This window comes from Variovorax sp. V213 (assembly GCF_041154455.1).
In the GTDB taxonomy this organism is placed as follows: Bacteria; Pseudomonadota; Gammaproteobacteria; order Burkholderiales; family Burkholderiaceae_C; genus Variovorax.
The window spans coordinates 4,887,451-4,906,222 of sequence record NZ_AP028664.1; the positions used below are offsets into that span (position 1 = coordinate 4,887,451).

At 67.7% G+C, this 18,772-nt stretch carries 19 protein-coding genes; 4 read left to right on the plus strand and 15 right to left on the minus strand.

All coding sequences use genetic code 11. The features are described from left to right. Positions 1-207: 207 nt before the first annotated feature. The 3 genes from gatC to gatB are packed head-to-tail and all read left to right on the plus strand — an operon-like array spanning position 208 to position 3,483. Positions 208-507, plus strand: coding sequence for an Asp-tRNA(Asn)/Glu-tRNA(Gln) amidotransferase subunit GatC (gatC, locus tag ACAM55_RS23060; RefSeq protein ID WP_369653751.1), 300 nt, complete (start codon positions 208-210; stop codon positions 505-507). Then, positions 504-1,991, plus strand: coding sequence for an Asp-tRNA(Asn)/Glu-tRNA(Gln) amidotransferase subunit GatA (gatA, locus tag ACAM55_RS23065; RefSeq protein WP_369653752.1), 1,488 nt, complete (start codon positions 504-506; stop codon positions 1,989-1,991). Before gatC ends, gatA begins: the two co-directional genes overlap by 4 nt. Before the next feature lies 1 nt (position 1,992). Continuing rightward, on the plus strand, positions 1,993-3,483 hold the full coding sequence (gene gatB / locus ACAM55_RS23070) for an Asp-tRNA(Asn)/Glu-tRNA(Gln) amidotransferase subunit GatB (protein WP_369653753.1): 1,491 nt from the start codon (positions 1,993-1,995) through the stop codon (positions 3,481-3,483). A 108-nt stretch (positions 3,484-3,591) separates the two neighbouring features. Here gatB and ACAM55_RS23075 read toward each other — a convergent pair whose 3' ends face one another. Continuing rightward, the gene (locus tag ACAM55_RS23075; RefSeq protein WP_369653754.1) at positions 3,592-4,284 is read right to left on the minus strand and encodes a DUF4124 domain-containing protein; all 693 of its coding nucleotides are present in this window, start codon (positions 4,282-4,284) and stop codon (positions 3,592-3,594) included. Between the two features lie 11 nt (positions 4,285-4,295). After that, on the minus strand, positions 4,296-4,979 hold the full coding sequence (gene pyrE / locus ACAM55_RS23080; RefSeq protein ID WP_369653755.1) for an orotate phosphoribosyltransferase: 684 nt from the start codon (positions 4,977-4,979) through the stop codon (positions 4,296-4,298). Between the two features lie 12 nt (positions 4,980-4,991). Between pyrE and ACAM55_RS23085 the strand changes: the two genes are divergently transcribed. Beyond that, on the plus strand, positions 4,992-5,795 hold the full coding sequence (locus tag ACAM55_RS23085; protein WP_369653756.1) for an exodeoxyribonuclease III: 804 nt from the start codon (positions 4,992-4,994) through the stop codon (positions 5,793-5,795). Here the strand turns inward: ACAM55_RS23085 and ACAM55_RS23090 are convergent, their stop codons facing one another. The 13 genes from ACAM55_RS23090 to ACAM55_RS23150 form a co-directional block, all read right to left on the minus strand. After that, the gene (locus ACAM55_RS23090; protein WP_369653757.1) at positions 5,796-6,575 is read right to left on the minus strand and encodes a GntR family transcriptional regulator; all 780 of its coding nucleotides are present in this window, start codon (positions 6,573-6,575) and stop codon (positions 5,796-5,798) included. It abuts the gene before it with no gap. Continuing rightward, positions 6,572-7,243: a cysteine hydrolase family protein gene (locus tag ACAM55_RS23095; protein WP_369653758.1), complete on the minus strand. Its 672-nt coding sequence runs from the start codon at positions 7,241-7,243 to the stop codon at positions 6,572-6,574. The genes ACAM55_RS23090 and ACAM55_RS23095 overlap by 4 nt, the downstream gene beginning before the upstream one ends. 70 nt (positions 7,244-7,313) lie before the next feature. Beyond that, on the minus strand, positions 7,314-8,936 hold the full coding sequence (locus ACAM55_RS23100; protein WP_369653759.1) for an ABC transporter ATP-binding protein: 1,623 nt from the start codon (positions 8,934-8,936) through the stop codon (positions 7,314-7,316). A 7-nt stretch (positions 8,937-8,943) separates the two neighbouring features. Then, positions 8,944-9,636, minus strand: a complete 693-nt coding sequence (locus ACAM55_RS23105) for a cysteine hydrolase family protein (RefSeq protein WP_369653760.1) — start codon at positions 9,634-9,636, stop codon at positions 8,944-8,946. Positions 9,637-9,641: 5 nt separating this feature from the next. After that, entirely contained in the window at positions 9,642-10,565 is a 924-nt protein-coding gene (locus ACAM55_RS23110; protein WP_369653761.1) for an ABC transporter permease, read from the minus strand. Continuing rightward, entirely contained in the window at positions 10,562-11,644 is a 1,083-nt protein-coding gene (locus ACAM55_RS23115) for an ABC transporter permease (RefSeq protein ID WP_369653762.1), read from the minus strand. Before ACAM55_RS23115 ends, ACAM55_RS23110 begins: the two co-directional genes overlap by 4 nt. Positions 11,645-11,655: 11 nt before the next feature. Then, positions 11,656-12,774 (minus strand): BMP family ABC transporter substrate-binding protein, encoded by a 1,119-nt coding sequence (locus ACAM55_RS23120; RefSeq protein WP_369653763.1) that lies wholly within the window; start codon positions 12,772-12,774, stop codon positions 11,656-11,658. Positions 12,775-12,827: 53 nt separating this feature from the next. Continuing rightward, positions 12,828-13,208 carry an oxalurate catabolism protein HpxZ gene (gene hpxZ / locus ACAM55_RS23125; RefSeq protein ID WP_369653764.1) on the minus strand — a complete coding sequence of 127 codons (381 nt, stop codon included), beginning with the start codon at positions 13,206-13,208 and terminating at the stop codon, positions 12,828-12,830. Next, positions 13,205-14,038, minus strand: coding sequence for an ABC transporter ATP-binding protein (locus ACAM55_RS23130; RefSeq protein WP_369653765.1), 834 nt, complete (start codon positions 14,036-14,038; stop codon positions 13,205-13,207). Before ACAM55_RS23130 ends, hpxZ begins: the two co-directional genes overlap by 4 nt. Before the next feature lie 123 nt (positions 14,039-14,161). After that, complete coding sequence (locus tag ACAM55_RS23135; RefSeq protein ID WP_369653766.1) at positions 14,162-14,995, minus strand: ABC transporter permease; 834 nt, start codon at positions 14,993-14,995, stop codon at positions 14,162-14,164. 2 nt (positions 14,996-14,997) lie between these two features. Then, positions 14,998-16,002, minus strand: a complete 1,005-nt coding sequence (locus ACAM55_RS23140; protein ID WP_369653767.1) for an ABC transporter substrate-binding protein — start codon at positions 16,000-16,002, stop codon at positions 14,998-15,000. A gap of 17 nt (positions 16,003-16,019) precedes the next feature. Beyond that, positions 16,020-17,732, minus strand: coding sequence for an allophanate hydrolase (gene atzF, locus ACAM55_RS23145; RefSeq protein WP_369653768.1), 1,713 nt, complete (start codon positions 17,730-17,732; stop codon positions 16,020-16,022). A gap of 121 nt (positions 17,733-17,853) precedes the next feature. After that, on the minus strand, positions 17,854-18,717 hold the full coding sequence (locus ACAM55_RS23150; protein WP_369653769.1) for a M48 family metallopeptidase: 864 nt from the start codon (positions 18,715-18,717) through the stop codon (positions 17,854-17,856). Positions 18,718-18,772 lie beyond the last annotated feature (55 nt).

The window sequence follows — 18,772 nt, forward strand, 5'->3', positions numbered from 1 at the left end:
ATCCTCTGGAGCACGGCCTGCGCGTCGGCAGGTCGTCGCTCTGTTTTTGGGTCGTGTGACGGGGTGTATTGATCGTTTTTGGCGCAAAAGCCGGCGCGTTCGCGGGGGTTGCGGCAAAGGCGGGATAATACCCGAATCCCCTCTGAATCCCGTGTCAGCACCCCCTCCTGCGTGCATTACCTCCGGTTTTTTTGGCCGGTTTCATCCATGTCCCTTTCCGCTTCAGATATTGCACGCATTGCCTCGCTGGCACGGCTGCAGCTTGCTCCCGACGAAAGCGAGCGCATGCTCAGCCAGATCAACGGCTTTTTTGACCTGGTCGAGCGCATGCGCTCGGTCGACACCACCGGCGTCGAGCCGCTGGCCCATCCGGTGGCAGCCCTCGAGGACGTCACGCTGCGCCTGCGCGACGACGTGGTGAGCGAACCCGACAACCGCGAAGCCAACCAGAAGAGCGCCCCGGCGGTCGAAGCCGGCCTGTTCCTCGTGCCCAAGGTGATCGAATGAGCGGCGAATTGCATCAAATGGGCGTGGTCGCCCTGGCCAAGGCCCTGGCCGAGCGCAAGGTCTCGGCCGTCGAAACGGCGCAGGTCTTCCTCGGCCGCATGAAGGCCCACGAATCGCTCGGCACCTTTGTCGACGTGAACGAAGAAGTCACGCTGGCCCAGGCCCGAAAGGCCGACGCGCAAATTGCCGCTGGCAACGCCCCCGCACTGGCCGGCGTGCCGATTGCCCACAAGGACATCTTCGTCACCACCAATTTCGCCACCACCGCCGGCTCGAAGATGCTCGCGGGCTACCGCTCGCCCTTCGACGCCACGGTGGTGCGCCGACTGGCCGAGGCCGGCGCGGTCACGCTCGGCAAGCTGAGCTGCGACGAATTCGCGATGGGCTCGGCCAACGAGAACGTCGCCGTGCCCGCCGTGGGCCACGACAAGGCCGTGCCGGTACGGAACCCCTGGAACCGCGAACGCATTCCGGGAGGCTCCTCGGGCGCCAGCGCGGCCGCCGTGGCGGCGCGCCTCGCGCCCGCGGCCACCGGCACCGACACCGGCGGCTCGATCCGCCAGCCGGCGTCGTTCTGCGGCGTCACGGGCATCAAGCCGACCTACGGCCGTGCCTCGCGCTACGGCATGGTGGCCTTCGCGTCGAGCCTCGACCAGGCCGGCCCGATGGCCCGCTCGGCCGAAGACTGCGCGCTGCTGCTGTCGGCCTTCTGCGGCCCCGACCTGGACCGCGACTCGACCTCGCTCGACAAGCCCGCCGAGAACTTCGGCCGCTCGCTGAACGACTCGCTCGAAGGCCTGCGCATCGGCGTGCCGAAGGAATTCTTCGGCGAGGGCGTGGCGCCTGGCGTGCACGCCGCCATCGATGCCGCGCTCGCGCAATACGAGAAGCTCGGCGCCAGGCGCGTCGAAGTCACGCTGCCGCTCACCGAGCTGTCGATTCCCGTGTACTACATCCTGGCCGCGGCCGAGGCCTCGAGCAACCTGAGCCGCTTCGACGGCGTCAAGTTCGGCCACCGCGCGAAGCAGTACAAGGACCTGGCCGACATGTACGAGCGCACGCGCGCCGAAGGCTTCGGCGACGAGGTGAAGCGCCGCATCATGATCGGCACCTACGTGCTGTCGCATGGCTACTACGACGCGTACTACCTGCAGGCGCAGAAGGTTCGCCGCATCATCGCCGACGATTTCCAGCAGGCCTTCAAGCAGTGCGACGTGATCGCCGGCCCCGCCGCGCCGACCACCGCATGGAAGATCGGCGAACACGGCGGCGACCCGGTGGCCGACTACCTCGCCGACATCTTCACGCTGCCCGCGTCGCTGGCCGGTCTTCCCGGCATGAGCGTGCCCGCGGGCTTCGACTCCGGCATGCCCGTTGGTTTGCAACTGATCGGCAACTACTTCGGCGAAGCGAAGCTGCTGAATGCGGCGCACCGCTTCCAGCAGGCCACCGACTGGCACACACGCACGCCGGAGGGCTTTTGAGATGAGCGAACCCGTGAACACTTTCGAAGCACAGCAACAGGGCCGCCCGACCGGCCCGCTGGTGCGCGGCTATGAAGTCATCATCGGCTTCGAGACGCACGCGCAACTGTCGACCGCGAGCAAGATCTTCAGCCGCGCCTCCACCGCCTTTGGCGCCGAGCCCAACACGCAGGCCTGCGCGGTGGACCTCGCGCTGCCCGGCACGCTGCCGGTGATGAACAAGGGCGCCGTCGAGCGCGCCATCAAGCTGGGCCTGGCGCTCGGCTCGCACATTGCGCCGCGCAGCGTGTTCGCGCGCAAGAACTATTTCTACCCCGACCTGCCCAAGGGCTACCAGATCAGCCAGTACGAGATCCCGGTCGTGCAGGGCGGCTCGGTCTCGTTCTTCCTCGGCGAAGAAAAGAAGACCGTGCGCCTGGTGCGCGCCCACCTCGAGGAAGACGCGGGCAAGTCGCTGCACGAAGACTTCATCGGCCAGAGCGGCATCGACCTGAACCGCGCCGGCACGCCGCTCCTGGAGATCGTGACCGAGCCCGACATGCGCTCCACCGCCGAGGCCGTGGCCTATGCGCGCGAGCTGCACAAGATCGTCACCTGGATCGGCATCTGCGACGGCAACATGCAGGAAGGCAGCTTTCGCTGCGACGCCAACGTGTCGGTGCGCAGGCCCGGAGAAAAGCTCGGCACGCGGCGCGAGATCAAGAACCTGAACAGCTTCAAGTTCATGCAGCAGGCCATCGACTACGAGATCAACTCGCAGATCAACGAGCTCGAGGACGGCCGCAAGATCGAGCAGGCCACCGTGCTGTTCGACCCCGACACCGGCGAGACGCGCACCATGCGCACCAAGGAAGACGCGGCCGACTACCGCTACTTTCCCGACCCGGACCTGCCGCCGCTGGCCATCGAGCCCGAATGGATCGAGCGCGTGCGCGCCACCATGCCCGAACTGCCGCGCGCCATGGCCGAGCGCTACGTGCGCGACTACGGCATGTCGGAATACGACGCGGCGCAGCTCACGCAGGGCCCCGCGCTCGCACGCTATTTCGACGACGCGGTGAAAGCCGGCGCCACACCCAAGCTCGCCAGCAACTGGATCACCGGCGAAATGGCGCGCCGCCTGAACGCGCAAGAAATCGGCATCGAGGCCGCGCCGGTCACGGCGCAGCAGCTGGCCCAGCTGGTGAAGCGCATTGCCGACGGCACGCTGCCCAACAACGCCGCGCGCCAGGTGTTCGAGGCGCTCTGGACCGGCGAAGGCAGCGACGTCGACGCCATCATCGAAGCCAAGGACCTGAAGCCCATGAGCGACGCCGGCGCGCTCGACAAGATCCTGGACGAGGTCATCGCCAAGAACCAGAAGAACGTCGACGAATACCGCGCCGGCAAGGAAAAGGCCCTCAACGGCCTCGTGGGCCAGGTCATGAAGGCCAGCGGCGGCAAGGCGAACCCCGCCCAAGTCACCGAACTCCTCAAGGCCAAACTGGCCTGATCGGATTTATTCGCGGGATACCGCGGAACCGGCTTTGCCGGGCCGCCGGTATCGCCCCCGGTAGGGGGAGGGAGAAGCGACACGAAGTGCGCGGAGCCTGGGGGCGAGCTACTTCCCGCCGTTCTGCGGCGACCAGAGCTGCCTGAGGCGCGCGCGCTCTTCGTCGAAGCGCGCGTTCACGCGCTTCTTCTCGTCTTCCTGCTCGCCGATGAAGCGGTTCTGCACCGCCACGCTCTGCGTGTTGTCCTCGAGCTTGCGGCGCACCGCGCCCGGCGCCTTGCTGACGTCGTGCTTGTAGAACTCGAGCTCCTCCTCGATCCGCTTGCGGTCCTCCGCGAGCTCCTCCAGGCGCTTCCTGGCCGCCTGGATCACCGCATCGATCTGCACCAGCGCCTCACCCCGCTCGCGGTCATGCACCGTGACGTTGGGATAGCGCACCAGCAATGCGCGCTCGCGCCGGCGCTCGTCGAGCTGGCGCGCAGCCTGCAGCGCCGCTTCGCGCGCGCGGTCTTCGCGCTCGGCCAGTTCACGGGGGGTATAGGTCGGCTCGACGCGCCGGCGCGTGGTGCCGCTTGGATTCAGTTCGCGCTGCTCGCGGTCGGTGCATTCGGCAATCGGACGGTCGGCCGTGAGGGTGCGGCCGCGGGCGTCGGTGCAGGTGTAGATACTGGCGGGTGCCGGTGTTGCAGGCTGCGCCGGCACTTCGGCGGGCAACATCAGCAGCACCGCCATCATCAACAGCAGCAGTGCCGCTGCGGCGAGCGGCCGCACGGTCTGGTCCTCGAGCTTGCGCACAGGCATGGCGGCGGACCTCAGCGGGCGCCGTAGCGCGCGCGGTAGGCGAGCACGCGCTCCCGGTGCGCGCCCAGGTCGGCGGCGGCACTGCCTGACAGATAGTTCAAGAGGTCGTCCAGCGTGGCAATGGCCACCACCGCCAGGCCCAGCTGGTTGCGCACGTACTGCACCGCGCTGTGATCCACGTCCACGCCGTTCTCGGTGGCTTTTTCCTGTCGGTCGAGCGCAATGGCCACGGCATGCGGCGTGGCGCCGGCAGCCTCGATGGCGGCGATCGACTCGCGCACCGCGGTTCCAGCCGACATCACGTCATCGACGATCAGCACCCGGCCCTTGAGCGGCGCGCCCACCAGGTTGCCGCCCTCGCCGTGCGCCTTGGCTTCCTTGCGGTTGTAGGCAAAGGGGTAGTTGCGGCCGCGCCGGGCCAGTTCGGCGGCCACCGTGGCGCCCAACGGAATGCCCTTGTAGGCAGGGCCGAAGATCATGTCGAACTCGACACCGCTCTCGATCAGCCGGTCTGCATAGAATCCGGCGAGCCGCGCGATCTTGGCGCCGTCGTCGAAGAGGCCCGAATTGAAGAAATAGGGGCTCAGCCGGCCGGCCTTGGTCTTGAACTCGCCAAAGCGCAGCACACCCGCGTCGAGTGCGAACTGGACGAAGTCCTGCGCCACCGCACTGCTTTCCACACCATCTACAGCCATCGGAATTTCCTTGTGTTCAAACTGACCAGCCTCAATCTCAATGGCCTGCGTTCGGCCGCCACGAAAGGGGTGGCGGACTGGGTGGCCGAACTTGCGCCGGATTGTATTTGCATGCAGGAAATCCGGGTCCAGGCGAGCGACATCGAGGGCCGCTTCGAAGAAATGGCAGGGCTCAAGGGCCACTTTCATTTCGCCGAGAAAAAAGGCTACGCCGGCACCGCGATCTACACGAAACACGCGCCCAGCGATGTCGTCGTGGGCTGGGGCGACGCCGAATTCGACGCCGAAGGCCGGTATCTCGAACTGCGCTTCGACACCCCCGCCCGCAAGCTGTCGATCATCAGCTGCTATTTTCCGAGCGGCAGCTCGGGCGAGGAGCGGCAGGAAGCCAAGTTCCGGTTCCTGAAGGGATTCTTCCCGCACCTCGTCGCGCTCAAGAAAGAGCGCGAATTCATCCTCTGCGGCGACATCAACATCGCGCACAAGGAGATCGACCTCAAAAACTGGCGCGGCAACCAGAAGAACAGCGGCTTCCTGCCCGAGGAGCGCGCCTGGATGACGCGGCTGCTCGACGCGGGCACCGACGGTGCGGGCCTGGTGGACGTCTATCGCATGCTCAAGCCCGAGACCACGGCCGAGGCCTACACATGGTGGAGCAACCGCGGCCAGGCCTATGCCAACAACGTGGGATGGCGGCTCGACTACCACCTGGCCACATCGGCGCTCGGCGCCCTGGCGCGCACCGAGCAGATCTACAAGACCATCAAGTTCAGCGACCACGCACCGATCACGGTCGAGTACGACTTCACGCTCTGATCAGCGCGGCGCGGCCGTCTTTCCGGCATGCCGAGCCAGGTGCACCTGGTGCAGCGTGATCTTGCGCACCTCGGCCTGGCTGGTCTCGATGTGCGCGCGCAGCAGCATCGCGGCCTGGTCCCCCCGGTTCGCACGGATGGCTTTCAGGATCTTGCCGTGCTCCTCGTAGGTGGCATCGATGCGTGGCTGCTGGGTGAAGTCGAGCCGGCGGATGATGCGGATGCGGTCGGTCACGTCGCTGTGGACGCGCGCCATCTCGGCGTTGCCCGCGGCAGCCACGATCGCGCAATGAAAAGCCTCGTCCCACTGGGCCACCTGCGTGGTGTCGCTGCTGCGCTGGGCCGCCGGCACGAGCCAGATATCGGCCAGCGCGTCGAGCAGGCTGCGGTCGACGCGGCGGTCGGCTTCGCACAGGCGATGCACGGCGGTGGTTTCCAGCACCATGCGCAGGTCATAGAGCTGTTCGAACTGGTCGAAGTCGAAGGGCAGCACGCGCCAGCCGCTGCGAAACAGCACTTCGACGAAGCCTTCCTGCTGGAGGCGGAACAGCGCCTGCCGCACGGGCGTGCGCGAGACGCCGAGCCGCTCGCTGATCTCGTTCTCGGTGAAGCGGTCGCCGGGCACGAGGATGAAATCGGCCACGTCGCGCTTGAGCTGGGCGTAGACCTCGTCGGCGCGTGTCCGAAAAACGGTTGTCGCGCCAGCGGCGTGAACGGCAGATGCGGGTGAGGCGGAGCGGGAACGAACGGTAGGCACGTATGGAATGGTAGTCGCTGTCATTGCCCGCCGCGAAGCGCCGCCAGCAGCGCGCTGCTCGGCGCGGTCCAGCCGACGATGCCGCCCTGGGCGCGGACCATGTCGAGCGTGGCGGCCTTGAAGGCCGGAAAGTAGCTCTCGGTGCAGTCTTCGAGCAAGAGGCAGTCGTAGCCGCGGTCGTTGGCTTCGCGCATCGAGGTCTGCACGCAGACTTCGGTGGTGACGCCGCCGAACAGCAGGTGCGTGATGCCGCGCTGTTGCAGCAGCTCATGTAAACCGGTGGCATAGAACGCACCCTTGCCGGGCTTGTCGATGACGATCTCGCCGCTGACGGGCGCCAGCGCCTCGATGATCTGGTTGCCCGGTTCGCCAGCCACGAGGATGCGCCCCATCGGGCCTTCGTCGCCGATGCGCAACGCAGGGCTGCCGCGGTTGCGCTTGGCTGGCGGGCAATCGGAGAGGTCGGGCTTGTGCGCCTCTCGGGTGTGCACCACGAGACCGCCTGCTTCTCTCCATGCCGCCAGAGCCGCGCGGGTGGCCGGAACGATCGCTTCCAGCAAGGACACGTCGTTGCCCAGTGTTTCGCCGAAGCCGCCGGGCTCGATGAAGTCGCGCTGCATGTCGATGAGGACCAGCGCTGTCTTCTCCAGTTCGAATTCGTAGGCGAAAGGGTTTGCGGCTTCTACTCGCATGTCGTGTCTCCGGTGTTTCAAGGGCGAGAAAACCGCATCCCGGGCAGCCCCGCAACAGGCGGCAGGGCACTCATGCCACGGCCTTCAGCGGCTCATGATGTCCGCCGCCCATGTGCGCCCCGATCACGTGCCTTTCGGCCCCCGCCGCGGAAGTCTCGAACACGATCCGTCCTTCGCTCATCACGACGATGCGGTCGGCCAGTTCCAGCAACTCGTCGAGGTCTTCGCTGATCAGCAGCACCGCCCCGCCCTTCTCGCGCACCTGCACGATGCGCTCGTGGATCTCGGCCACGGCGGCGAAGTCGAGGCCAAACACGGGATTCGCCGCGATCAGCACATTGATGTCGCCCGCGAGCTCGCGCGCCAGCACCGCGCGCTGCACGTTGCCGCCCGAGAGGCTGCGGATCGCGGCGCCCTCGCCCTGCGTCTTGACCCCGTATTCGGCAATCCACTCGCGCGCCCGGCTGCGCCACAACGGAAAATTCAACACTCCGCCGCGCGACAACGGGGGCCTGTCGAAATCGCGCAGCGCCATGTTCTCCGCCACGCTGAGGTCGCCCACGCAGGCATTGCGCAGCGGCTCCTCGGGCAGGCTGCGCACCTTGAGGCTGCGGTTCTCGCCGCGGCGCGCGCCGTACGGCTGGCCCATGACGCTCACCTTGCCGGCGAGCCGCGGACGCTGCCCGACCAGGGCTTCGACCAGCTCGCGCTGCCCGTTGCCCGAGACGCCCGCCACGCCGAGGATCTCGCCTGCGCGCACCGAGAGGCCCAGATCGTGCAGCGCCAGCGTGCCGCGGTCGCCCTGCGCCTCGAGGCCTTCGACCTTCAATGCGACGGGCGCTGCAGCAGGCACGGGCTTTCTGGCGGCAGGCGATGCGGCCGGCGCCGACGACACCGCAGCTTGGCCACCCATCATGGCCTGCGCCAACTGCGCAGGGCTCGTGTCCGCCACCCGGCAATGGTGCACCGCCTTGCCGCGGCGCAGCACCGTCACGCTGTCGGCATAGGCCATCACCTCGCGGAACTTGTGCGTGATGATGAGCACCGTGCACAGGCCGCTGCGCGCGAATTCGCGCACATGGCCGAGCACCTCGTCGGCCTCCTGCGGCGTAAGCACCGAGGTCGGTTCGTCGAGGATCAAGAGGCGCGGCTTCAGATAGAGCTGCTTGAGCAGTTCGAGCTTCTGCTTTTCGCCCGCCGCGAGCTCCGATGGCCGCACGTCGAGATCGAGGCTGAAGGGCGTGGTCGCCAGAAAGGCCTTGAGTTCGGCCCGCTTCGCCTTCCAGTCGATCAGCGCCGGCGTCTTGCCGCCCGCGAGCAGCAGGTTCTCGGCCACCGTCATGCCCGGCGCCAGCGTGAAGTGCTGGTAGACCATGCCGATGCCGAGCGCGCGCGCCACGATGGGGTTGGCAATGTCCTGCTCGCGGCCGTCGATCAGGATGCTGCCTTCTTCCGCACGCTGGAAGCCGGCGACGCACTTCACCAGCGTGCTCTTGCCTGCGCCGTTTTCGCCGAGCAGCGCGTGCACCGTACCGGGCTCGACGCGCATCGTCACGCGGTCCATCGCGGTGAAGGCGCCGAAGCGCTTGGTCAGCTCGTAGGTGTCGAGCGCGAGCGCGCCGCTGCCGCTCGGCAGCGCGCCAATGGCGTGGGGGGCGTGCGGAGCATGGGCGGCGGCGGAAGAATCGGTCATGGCCGCATCAGCCCAGGGCACTCAACAGCGCCTGCGAGGTGGCGTGGGCACCGAACACGCCGCCCTGCATCGTGATCATCTTCAGTGCCGCCAGATGGTTGCCGTGGTCGGTGGCGGCGGTGCAGTCGGACAGCAGCAGGCATTCGAAGCCGCGGTCGTTGGCGTCGCGCATCGTCGTGTGCACGCACACGTCGGTGGTGATGCCCGCGAGAATCAGGTTCTCGATGCCGCGCGTGCGCAGGATCAGTTCGAGGTCCGTCGCATAGAACGAGCCCTTGCCGGGCTTGTCGATCACCACCTCGCCGGGCAGCGGCGCTAGTTCCGGAATGATCTCCCAGCCCGGCTCGCCGCGCACCAGGATGCGCCCGCACGGCCCGTCGTCGCCGATGCCCACGCCGTTGGCGCCAATCTGCCGCGAACGCCAGCGCTTGTTGGCGGGCAGGTCGGCCAGGTCCGGCCGATGGCCTTCGCGCGTGTGGATGACGTGATAGCCCAACGGCCGCAGCGCCGCGAGCGTGCGCGCAATCGGCTGGATCGGCGCCTGCACCAGCGAGAGGTCGTAGCCCATCACGTCGACATATCCGCCCTTGCCGCAGAAATCGGTCTGCATGTCGATGACGATGAGCGCGGTGTTGTCGGGCCTCAGCGCGCCGTTGTAGGGCCAGGCATAGGGCTCGGCGGCAATGTGGCGGGCGATCATGGCATTCAGTTCCTTGTCGATGAAAGTTCGCCGGGGCTTCCGGCGGCTGCCGTGCCCGGCTTGCAGGTGAGCACCAGGATCACCAGCGTGAGCACGTAGGGCACGGTGTTGAACAGGTGGTAGCCCCAGCCGACGCCGATGGACTGCAGCGCGGGCCCGATGGCGCCCGCGCCGCCGAAGAGCAGCGCCGCGCCCACGCAGCGCAGCGGGCTCCAGCGCGCGAAGATCACCAGCGCCACCGCGATCAGGCCCTGGCCGCTGGAGATGCCTTCGTTCCAGCTGCCCGGATAGAACAGCGTGAGCGACGCACCGCCGAGCCCCGCGATGAAGCCGCCCGCCGTCGTCGCCGCAATGCGCAGGCCCGACACCGAATAGCCGAGCGCGCGCGTGGCCTGCGCCGAATCGCCGGCCATGCGCACCAGCAAGCCGGCGCGTGTGCGCGCAAAGCCCCACCAGAGCAGCACGGCCAGCCCCACGCCCACGGGCACCAGCGCATTGAGCTGCAAGGCGGAGCGCACCACCGGGTTGTCGCTCCAGAAGCCGAGCGGTATCGCGGGAATCTGCGGCGCCTGCGGCTGGATGAGTGGCTTGCCCAGGTAGAACGCGAGCCCCGTGCCGAGCAGCATCAAGGCGATGCCGGTGGCCACGTCGTTCACGCGGTCGAGCGAGCACAGCAGGCCGTGCAGCAGCGCAAGCAATGCGCCCGCCCCCGCGCCGATGAGCACACCGAGCCACGCCGAATCGGTGAGATACGCGCCGCCGAAGGCCGCCATGGCCGAGAGCACCAGCACGCCTTCGAGCCCGAGGTTGATGCGGCCCGACTTTTCGGTGAGGCATTCGCCCAGGCTCACGAACAGGAATGGCGCGCCGACGCGCAACGCACCGCCGACGATGCCGGCCACGAGCGCGATCCACTGGTCCGCGGTCATTGGACGGCCTCCGCGCCGCGCGCCGCGGCATTCGCCTTGGGAGCGGCCCTTCGGCTCAGTGCCTTCCAGTCGACCATGCGCAGCCCCTCGCTCGCAAGAATGAGCACGAAGGCAATGCCCTGCAGCACCAGCACCGAGGCATCGGGCAGGCCGAGCCGGCGCTGCAGCAGGCTGCCGGCCGCACCGAAGCCGCCGAAGAGAATGGCGACCGGCACGATGGCCACCGGGTTGTGCCGCGCGATGAAGGACACGAGGATGCCCGCATAGCCGTAGCCCGCGATCAGCGAGGCATTGGCGTTGGTGTGCACCGCCGCCACCTCGACCGCGCCCGCGAGCCCGGCGCAGGCGCCGCCGAGTCCGCAGGCGCCGAGGATGAGCCGCGTGGCCGGCAGCCCGACGAGCTGCGCGGTGCGCGGATTGCCGCCCACCACGCGCACCGAAAAGCCCGAGGCCGTGGCACGCAGCCACCACCCGAGTCCCAGGCACGCCACCACGCCGATGGCCAAGCCCCAGTGGACGTCGGAGCCGCCGATGCCGCCGATCAGCAAGCCGGCGTCGAGCGCGTAGGTCGACGGCTTGTTGAGGCTCGCCGGGTCGCGCAGGGGCCCTTCGACCAGGTGCTTGAAGATGCCGATCGCGATGTAGGCCAGCAGCAGGCTGCTGATGGTTTCGTTGATGCCGCGGTATTGGCGCAGCCAGCCCGCAAGGACAATCCACAGCGCGCCAGCCACCGCGCCGGCAAGGCAGACCACCACCGTGCCCACCCCATTGCCGGGCAGCGGCACCGCGTGCGCGAGCGCGGCCGAGGCCAGGCCGCCCAGCACCAGCGCGCCTTCGCCGCCGATGACGATGAGCCCCGCGCGCGCGGGCAGCGCCACGCACAAGGCCGTGAGCATCAGCGGCGCGGCGCGCTGCAAGGTGTTCTGCCACGAAAACCAGTCGCCGAACGCGCCCTTGAACAACGTCGCCCAGACCTCCACCGGATCGACCCCGGCAAAGGCCACCAGTACGCCGAACAGCAGCAGCGCCGCCGCAATGGCGAACACCGGCAGGGCGAATTCCTTGAGGGCGTGGCGCATGGGCGTGGAACTCAGACCTGGCCGACCACGCCTTCGACGAGGTAGTTCATCTTCTCGAGCTCGAGGTCGGTCTGCTTCAAGACCTTGCCGGCCGGCACCACGACGGCGCCCTTGTTGTCCTTGATGCCGTCCTTGAAGATGTCGAAGGTGCCCGCGATCATCTTGGCCTTGATCTCGTCGGCCTGCTTCTTCGCGGCGTCCGGCACCATGGGGCCGTAGGCGGACATCTTCACGTAGCCTTCCTTCAGGCCGCCGCGCAAGAAGTTCGGATGCGGCTTGCCGCTTTGCGCGGCCTCGATGACGGTCTTGTACGCCGTGAGCCAGTTCCACTCGGCACCGGTGAGGTATGCGTTGGGCGCCAGCTTGGCCTGGCTCGCGTGGTAGCCGCAGACCATCTTGCCGCGCTTGGCCGCCGTCTCCACCACCACCTTGGGGCCGTCGACGTGCATGGTGAACACGTCGCAGCCCTGGTCGGCCAGGCTGTTGGTGGCTTCCGCTTCCTTCACGGCCATCGACCAGTCGCCCGTGAAGATCACGCTGCAGGTGATGCCGGGCTTGACCGAGCGTGCGCCGAGCGTGAAGGCGTTGATGTTGCGCAGCACCTGCGGAATCGGCTTGGCGGCGACGAAAGCGATCTTGTTGCTCTTGGTCATGTGCGCCGCGATCACGCCGTTCAGGAACTGGCATTCGTCGATGTAGCCGAAGAAGCTGCCGACGTTCTTGGGGTGCTTGCCTTCGGTCCAGAGGCCGCCGCAATGCGAAAAGCGCACGTCGGGGTTCTTGGGAGCCATCGCGAGAATGTGCGGATCGAAGTAGCCGAACGAGGTGGGGAACAGCAGCTTGGCGCCGTCCTGCGAGATCATGCCGGCCATGGTCTTCTGCACGGCGGCGGTCTCGGGCACGTTCTCTTCTTCCACCACCTTGACGCCGGGCAGCTTCTTGACCTCGGCCGCGGCCATGGCGTGCGCCTGGTTGTAGCCGTAGTCGTCGCGTGCACCGACGTAGATCACGCCGACGGTCAGCGGCTTGGCTTGTGCACCGGCGAGGGCGCTCCAGCCCCCCAGGGTGCCGGCGGCGCCGAGCGCAGCCAGGGATTTGAGGGAATCGCGGCGATTGATGGTGCTCGTCATGGCTTTCTCCGATCTTGGATACAAGTTGGGGTGCAAAAAATGTGCCTGCGTGTTCAGTCCATCAGGCTCACGTGCGCGGCGACCACGCGCCAGCCGTCGGCGGTGCGCAGCCAGGTCTGGCTCTGGCGGCCGGTCTGGCGGCTGCCTTCGCGGCGGAACTCGACGTTGGCGGTCGCAAAGTCGCGCCCATAGGTGGTGATCACGGTCCGCAACAGCTCGCGCGGCGGGCTCTGCATCGGCAGCGATGCGCGGAACGCGCTGATGTCGGCGTGGCCGTAGTGGTTCTCCGAAAAGCCGTAGCGCAGCGTGTACGGGCTGTTCCAGAACAACTCGTCGAGCACCGCGCGCTGGTTGGTGACGAGCGCTTCTTCGTAGCGCGCGAACACGGCCCCCACTTCGGCGAGCACCTCGGGGATGTTGATCTCCAGAGTCATCGACGAACCTCGCGCTGGAAGATGTCGAGGCTGAGCTTCTTTGTCGCCACGAAGCTGTCGCTGCTCAGCGTCTCGAGGGTGCGCGGGCGTGCGTCGCCGTAGCGCAGGATCTCGGCCACCTTGGTCGGCCGCTTGGTCAGGAGCAGCACCTCGTCGGCCAGGTACACGGCCTCTTCGAGGTCGTGCGACACCAGCAGCATGGTGGTGCCGGTCTGCATGAACACTTCTTGCAGCTTCTCGCGGATGAAGAGCGTCATCTCGAAATCGAGCGCTGAAAAAGGCTCGTCGAGAAACAGCACCTCGGGGTTGGGCGCGAGCGCCCGCATGATCGACGCAGTCTGCTGCTGGCCGCCCGAGAGCTCGTAGGGAAAGCGCTTGAGGTCGAACTTGACGTCGAAGGACGCCACCAGCTCTTCCATGCGCCGGTCGACCTCGGTCTTGCTGCGCCCTTCGAGCTTCAGCGGATAGGCGATGTTGTCGATGGTGCGCATCCACGGGAACATCGCCTCGCGGTAGTTCTGGAACACGTAGCCGATCTTGGTGTCCTTGCGCTGCTTGCCGTCGAACAGAATCTCGCCCGAATCGATGGGGACGAGCCCCGCGATCATGTTGATGAGCGTGGACTTGCCGCAGCCGTTGGGCCCGAACACCGAGACGATCCTGTGCTTGGGAATGTCGAGGTCGAAGTTCTCGTACAGCGGCCAGCCCGCAAAGTACTTGGTGAGCCCGCGAATGGTGATGTGCGTGCCGGCCGGACCGGGCTTGAAGACGGGCCTGGGCACATCGGCGTACACCGGGCCGTTGACGACGATGTCAGTTGAAGCTCGCATGGATGCGCTCCTGTCGGGATCTTTGCGTGAGCTGCCACGGAACCGGCTTTGCCGGGCCGCAGGCAGCGCCCCCTCGCAGGGGGTGGGCGGCTACGCGCAGCGAGCAAGCCTGGGGGTGGTCCATTACCTTCCGCTCCAGTGCACGATGCGGCGCTCGGCAATGAGAAAGAGGATGTTGAGCGCATAGCCCAGGGCACCCGCCGCGAGGATGGCCGCATACATGCTCTTCACATTGAGCACCTGCTGCGCATCGATGATCCGGTGGCCGAGGCCGGCGTCGGAGCCGATGAACATCTCGGCCACGATGACGATCACCAGCGCCATCGACACCGCCGAGCGCAAACCCACGAAGCTGGGCTGCAGGCTTTCCCACACCAGCACGTCCTTGAAGATCTGCCAGCGCGAGGCGCCCATGACGCGCGCCGCCATCACGCGCTGCTTGCGCGCATTGATCACGCCGTAGGCACTGTTGAACACCACGATCAGCAGCGCGCCGAAGGCCGCGATGGCCACCTTGTTGACGTCCGACACGCCGAAGATCAGGAGAAACAGCGGAATCAGCGCGGATGACGGCGTGGAGCGGAAGAAGTCGATCAGGAATTCGACGCTGCGGTAGGCCTTCTCGTTGCTGCCGAGCAGCACGCCCAGCGGCACGCCGACCACCGCCGCAATCGCGAAGGCCTGCAGCGTGCGCCACACGGTCATCGCAAAGTCGGTGAGCAGCAGCCCGCCCGCGAGCCCCGTGATGAGCGCCGCAACGGTGTCGGCGGGGGTGGGCAGCAGGATCGGCTTGATGAAGCCCAGCCGCACCGCCAGGTCCCACGCGATGAACAGCACCACGGGGCCGATGAAGGGCAGCAGCCGGTCGCGCAGCGGCGGCTTGGGTATCGTCGCCGCATTGGCACCGGCGGCCGGTGGTGTCCACGGCGCGGCCGTGGTCGTGCTTGCGTCGGCCATGGTCAGGCTTTGTAGAGCAGGCCGTCCACCAGCACCTTCTTCTCGAAGATGCCCTTTTCGGTGAACAGGTCGTAGAACTTCTGGAAGTACGCGACGTCGCTCGGCTTGAACTCGTTGTAGAGCATGTACGAGGCGAGCGGCACTTCGGCCGTGAGGCTGCCTTCGATGGCGGTGTAGCCCTTCATGTGCTGGCGCGCGTCGTCGGGTTTGCTGCGCACCAGGTCCACGCCGCGCGCATAGGCGGCGATGTACTTCCTTGCCGCATCGGGGTTCTTCTTGATGAACTCGCTGGTGAGGCTGGCCGCGCCGCCATGCCAGGGCGCCATCGGGTCGCCGAGGATGTACCTGGCGACCACGCCGGCCTCGATGACGCGCGTGGTGCCGTTCATGCGGCCCACGGTGCCGGTGGGCTCGAGCGTGTAGCAGGCGTCGACCTGCCCCGCGACGAGCGCGGCCACGTGCTGGCCGATGGGCAGCTCGCTCACCGTGGCGCCCTTGGCGCCCGCGCGTTCGAGCATGGTCTTGCACAGGGTCACGTTCTGGATGCCGGGGCCGGACGCGATCTTCTTGCCGGCCAGATCGGCCATGGTCTTGATCGGGCTGTCCTTGGCGACGATGAATTCGTCGAGCACGAACTTGGCGTTGCTCGGGTTGGTGCAGAAGATCTTGAAGAGCCCTGGCTGCGCGATCTCGCCGATGGCGAGGTTGGCCGAGCCGGTGCCGTTGGAGCTGCCGTCGCAGCGGCCCGCGAGCATGCCTTCCATGACCTGCTGCGCGCCCGCGAACTTGAGCGGCTCCACGTCGAGCCCGGCTTCCTTGAAGTAGCCGCGGTCGACCGCGGCAAAGAAGGGCAGGCCCGCGGCCACGGGCCAGAAGCCGATGCGGATCTTCGGCGCGGCTTGCGCGCGCACGATGGCGGGCGCAGCCAGCACGGCCAGCCCCGCGGCGCCGGCCTGCAGCAGCTGGCGGCGCGACGCGGCGGCGGACGATTTCTCAGGGGTGCTCATGAAGACTCCTCGATCGGTCAGGTTGGAATGGCTTGGGAAGGAGCGGTGCGGCTCGCGATGTAGGCGCGCCAGCCGCCGTGGTGGCTCACGTCTTCCGCATCGGCCAGTGCATGGCCCTCGCAGATGAAGCCGTGCACCCAGCTGCCGTCGGCAAGCTCGACGCTGCCCAGGCCCAGCGGGGGCGGAATCAGGGCCAGGAAGCTGCCGACCTGGGTGACGGGAACCGACCACACTTCGAGCGCAATGGCCGCTCCGCCGGTGGCGCTGCGCTGCAGCCCCGGTTTGGGCGGCACGGTGCCCGGCAGCGCATGCAGGCGGTAGCGCGGCGAGGTGGTGGTGGCGCGCAGCAGCGTGGCGCCGCGTTCGGTGAGCTGGCCATTGAGCGGCATGCCCGAAAGATGCGCGCCGACGACGGCGATGGGCATGCTCTGCGCCGACGGAGCACCCAGGCCAGGCACGGGCTTGGGTTCGGGCAGCGGCAATCCCGTCGCGCCCTGCGGCAGGCCGGTGGCATGGTGGTAGCGCTGGCCCAGCTCGGCCAGCGCGAGATCGCTGCCGCAGGGGCCGATCAGCGTGATGCCGAAGGGCAGGCCGTCGGCGCGCAGCGCACTCGGCACCGAGATGGCGGCGTAGTCGAGCAGGTTGACGAAGTTGGTGTACGCGCCAAGGTTGCGATTGAGCACGACCGGGTCGGCGCGCATCTGTTCGCGCGTGTAGTGCGTGGGCGCGGTCGGCACCAGCAGCAGGTCGATGCCGCGCCACATCGGCTCGGCCTGCTGCGCGAGCGCGCGCAGCCGGGTCTGGGCCTCGAACACGTCGGCGGCGTCGTAGCCGCGACCGCTCTCGAGAATGCCGCGCACCGGTTCGATCACCTGCGAGCCGTGCGCATCGAAGAACTCGCGCACTGCGGCATAGCGCTCGGCCACCAGGGCGCTTTCATAGAGCAGCGCGGCGGCTTCGGCCAGCGGCGCGTAGGGGATCGCCACGGCCGTGCCGCCGAGGGCAACGAGCCGGGCCTGCGCATCGCGAAAGGCGTCTTCGGCCACGGCATCGCCGAAGAAGCTCAACGTGTCGGGCACGCCGAAGCGGAAGTCGGAGGGAAACGGGTCGCTGCGCAGCGCAAGTTCCCGCGAATAGGGATCGCGCGCGTCGGGCCCGGCGGCCGCCAGGAGCACGTCGACGGCCAGGGCCACGGTGCACGCGAAGATCGACACGCAGTCCGCACTCTGGGCGGCGGGCACCACGCCGAAGGCACTCAGCAGGCCGCGCGAAGGCTTGATGCCGACGATGTTGTTGAGCCCGGCAGGCACCCGGCCCGAGCCCGCGGTGTCGGTACCCAGCGCGAAATCGACCTCGCCGGTGGCCACCACGTAGGCCGAACCCGAGCTGGAGCCGCCCGAGACATAGCGCGGGTCGAAGGCGTTGGGCACTTCGCCGTAGGGGGAGCGCGTGCCGTTCAGGCCGCAGGCGAACTGGTCGAGATTTGTCTTGCCCAGCAGCGATGCACCGGCATCGAGCAGTTTCTGCACCACCGCCGCATGTGCCGGGGGCCTGCGATCGAAGGCCGGACAGGCCGCCGTGGTGGGCTCGCCGGCCACGTCGATGTTGTCCTTGACGGCAAAGCGCAGGCCGGCGAGCGGCCGGTTGCCGGTGTCCGCGCCGGGCACGGGCTGCGCGAAGCGTGCGATCCACGCCGCGGCAGGCGATCCGTTTTCTTCATGCACCATCATCAGGCATCCAAACTTGTGTACAAGTCGAGATGCAAGCAATGTGCCAGGCGGATCAGGGGCCGCCGTTCAGAAGTCGTACCTGGGCGTTGCTCCCTCTCCCTCCGGGAGAGGGAGTCATGCATCAGCCCCGCTTGGCGTCTCGGTAAAGCTTCTCCACCTTCGGCAGATTGGCTTCGAGCTGCTGGATGCGGTCCGGGCCGCTCGGATGGGTGGACAGAAAACTCAGTCCGCCCTGGTTCTTGGACGCCGCGGCCATCTTCTTCCAGAGCGACACCGAGGCCTGGGGGTCGTAGCCCGCGCGGGCCGCGAGCTCCAGGCCCACGAGATCGGCCTCGGTCTCGTCGCTGCGGCTGAACTTCAGCGTGAGCAGCTGCGTGCCGGCACGGGCCGCCAGGTCGCCCATCTGGCCGAGCCCCAGCAGCTGCGCGCCGATGGAGAGCGCGGCGCCGGTGCCGGCGCTCTTGGCCAGGCGGGCACGCGCATGCTCGCGCAGCGCATGGGCCATCTCATGCCCCATCACCATGGCGACCTCGTCGTCGCTGAGCTTGAGCTGTTCGAGGATGCCGCTGAAGAAAGCAATCTTGCCGCCGGGCATGCAGAAGGCGTTGATCTGCTTGCTGCCGATGAGGTTGACCTCCCATTTCCACTGGCGCGCCCGCGTGTTCCACGGCGTGGCGAAGGGAATCAGGCGGTTTGCGATGGTGCGCAGCCGCTGCAATTGCGCGTTGCCGTCGCCGGCGAGCGCACTCTTGGCGCGCGCCTTTTCGAGCAACTGGCCGTACTGCTGCACGCCGGCGGCCTCGATCCGGTCGGCCGGCACCAGGTTGCGCGCCATCGATGCATTGCCCACGTTCACCTGCGCCAGCGCCGGGCCGGTGAGCACCGCGCCGGCCGCCGCAAGCAGAAAAGCCCGCCGCGGCTGCCAGGCCGAGGAGCGGGAAGCCAAAGCCGCGGAAGAAACGAAGGAATCGCATCGTGTGCACATGCGCGGATCATAGGAACAAACGTGGCAAAAAGACCGCTCGGCGCCAAGCGCACCC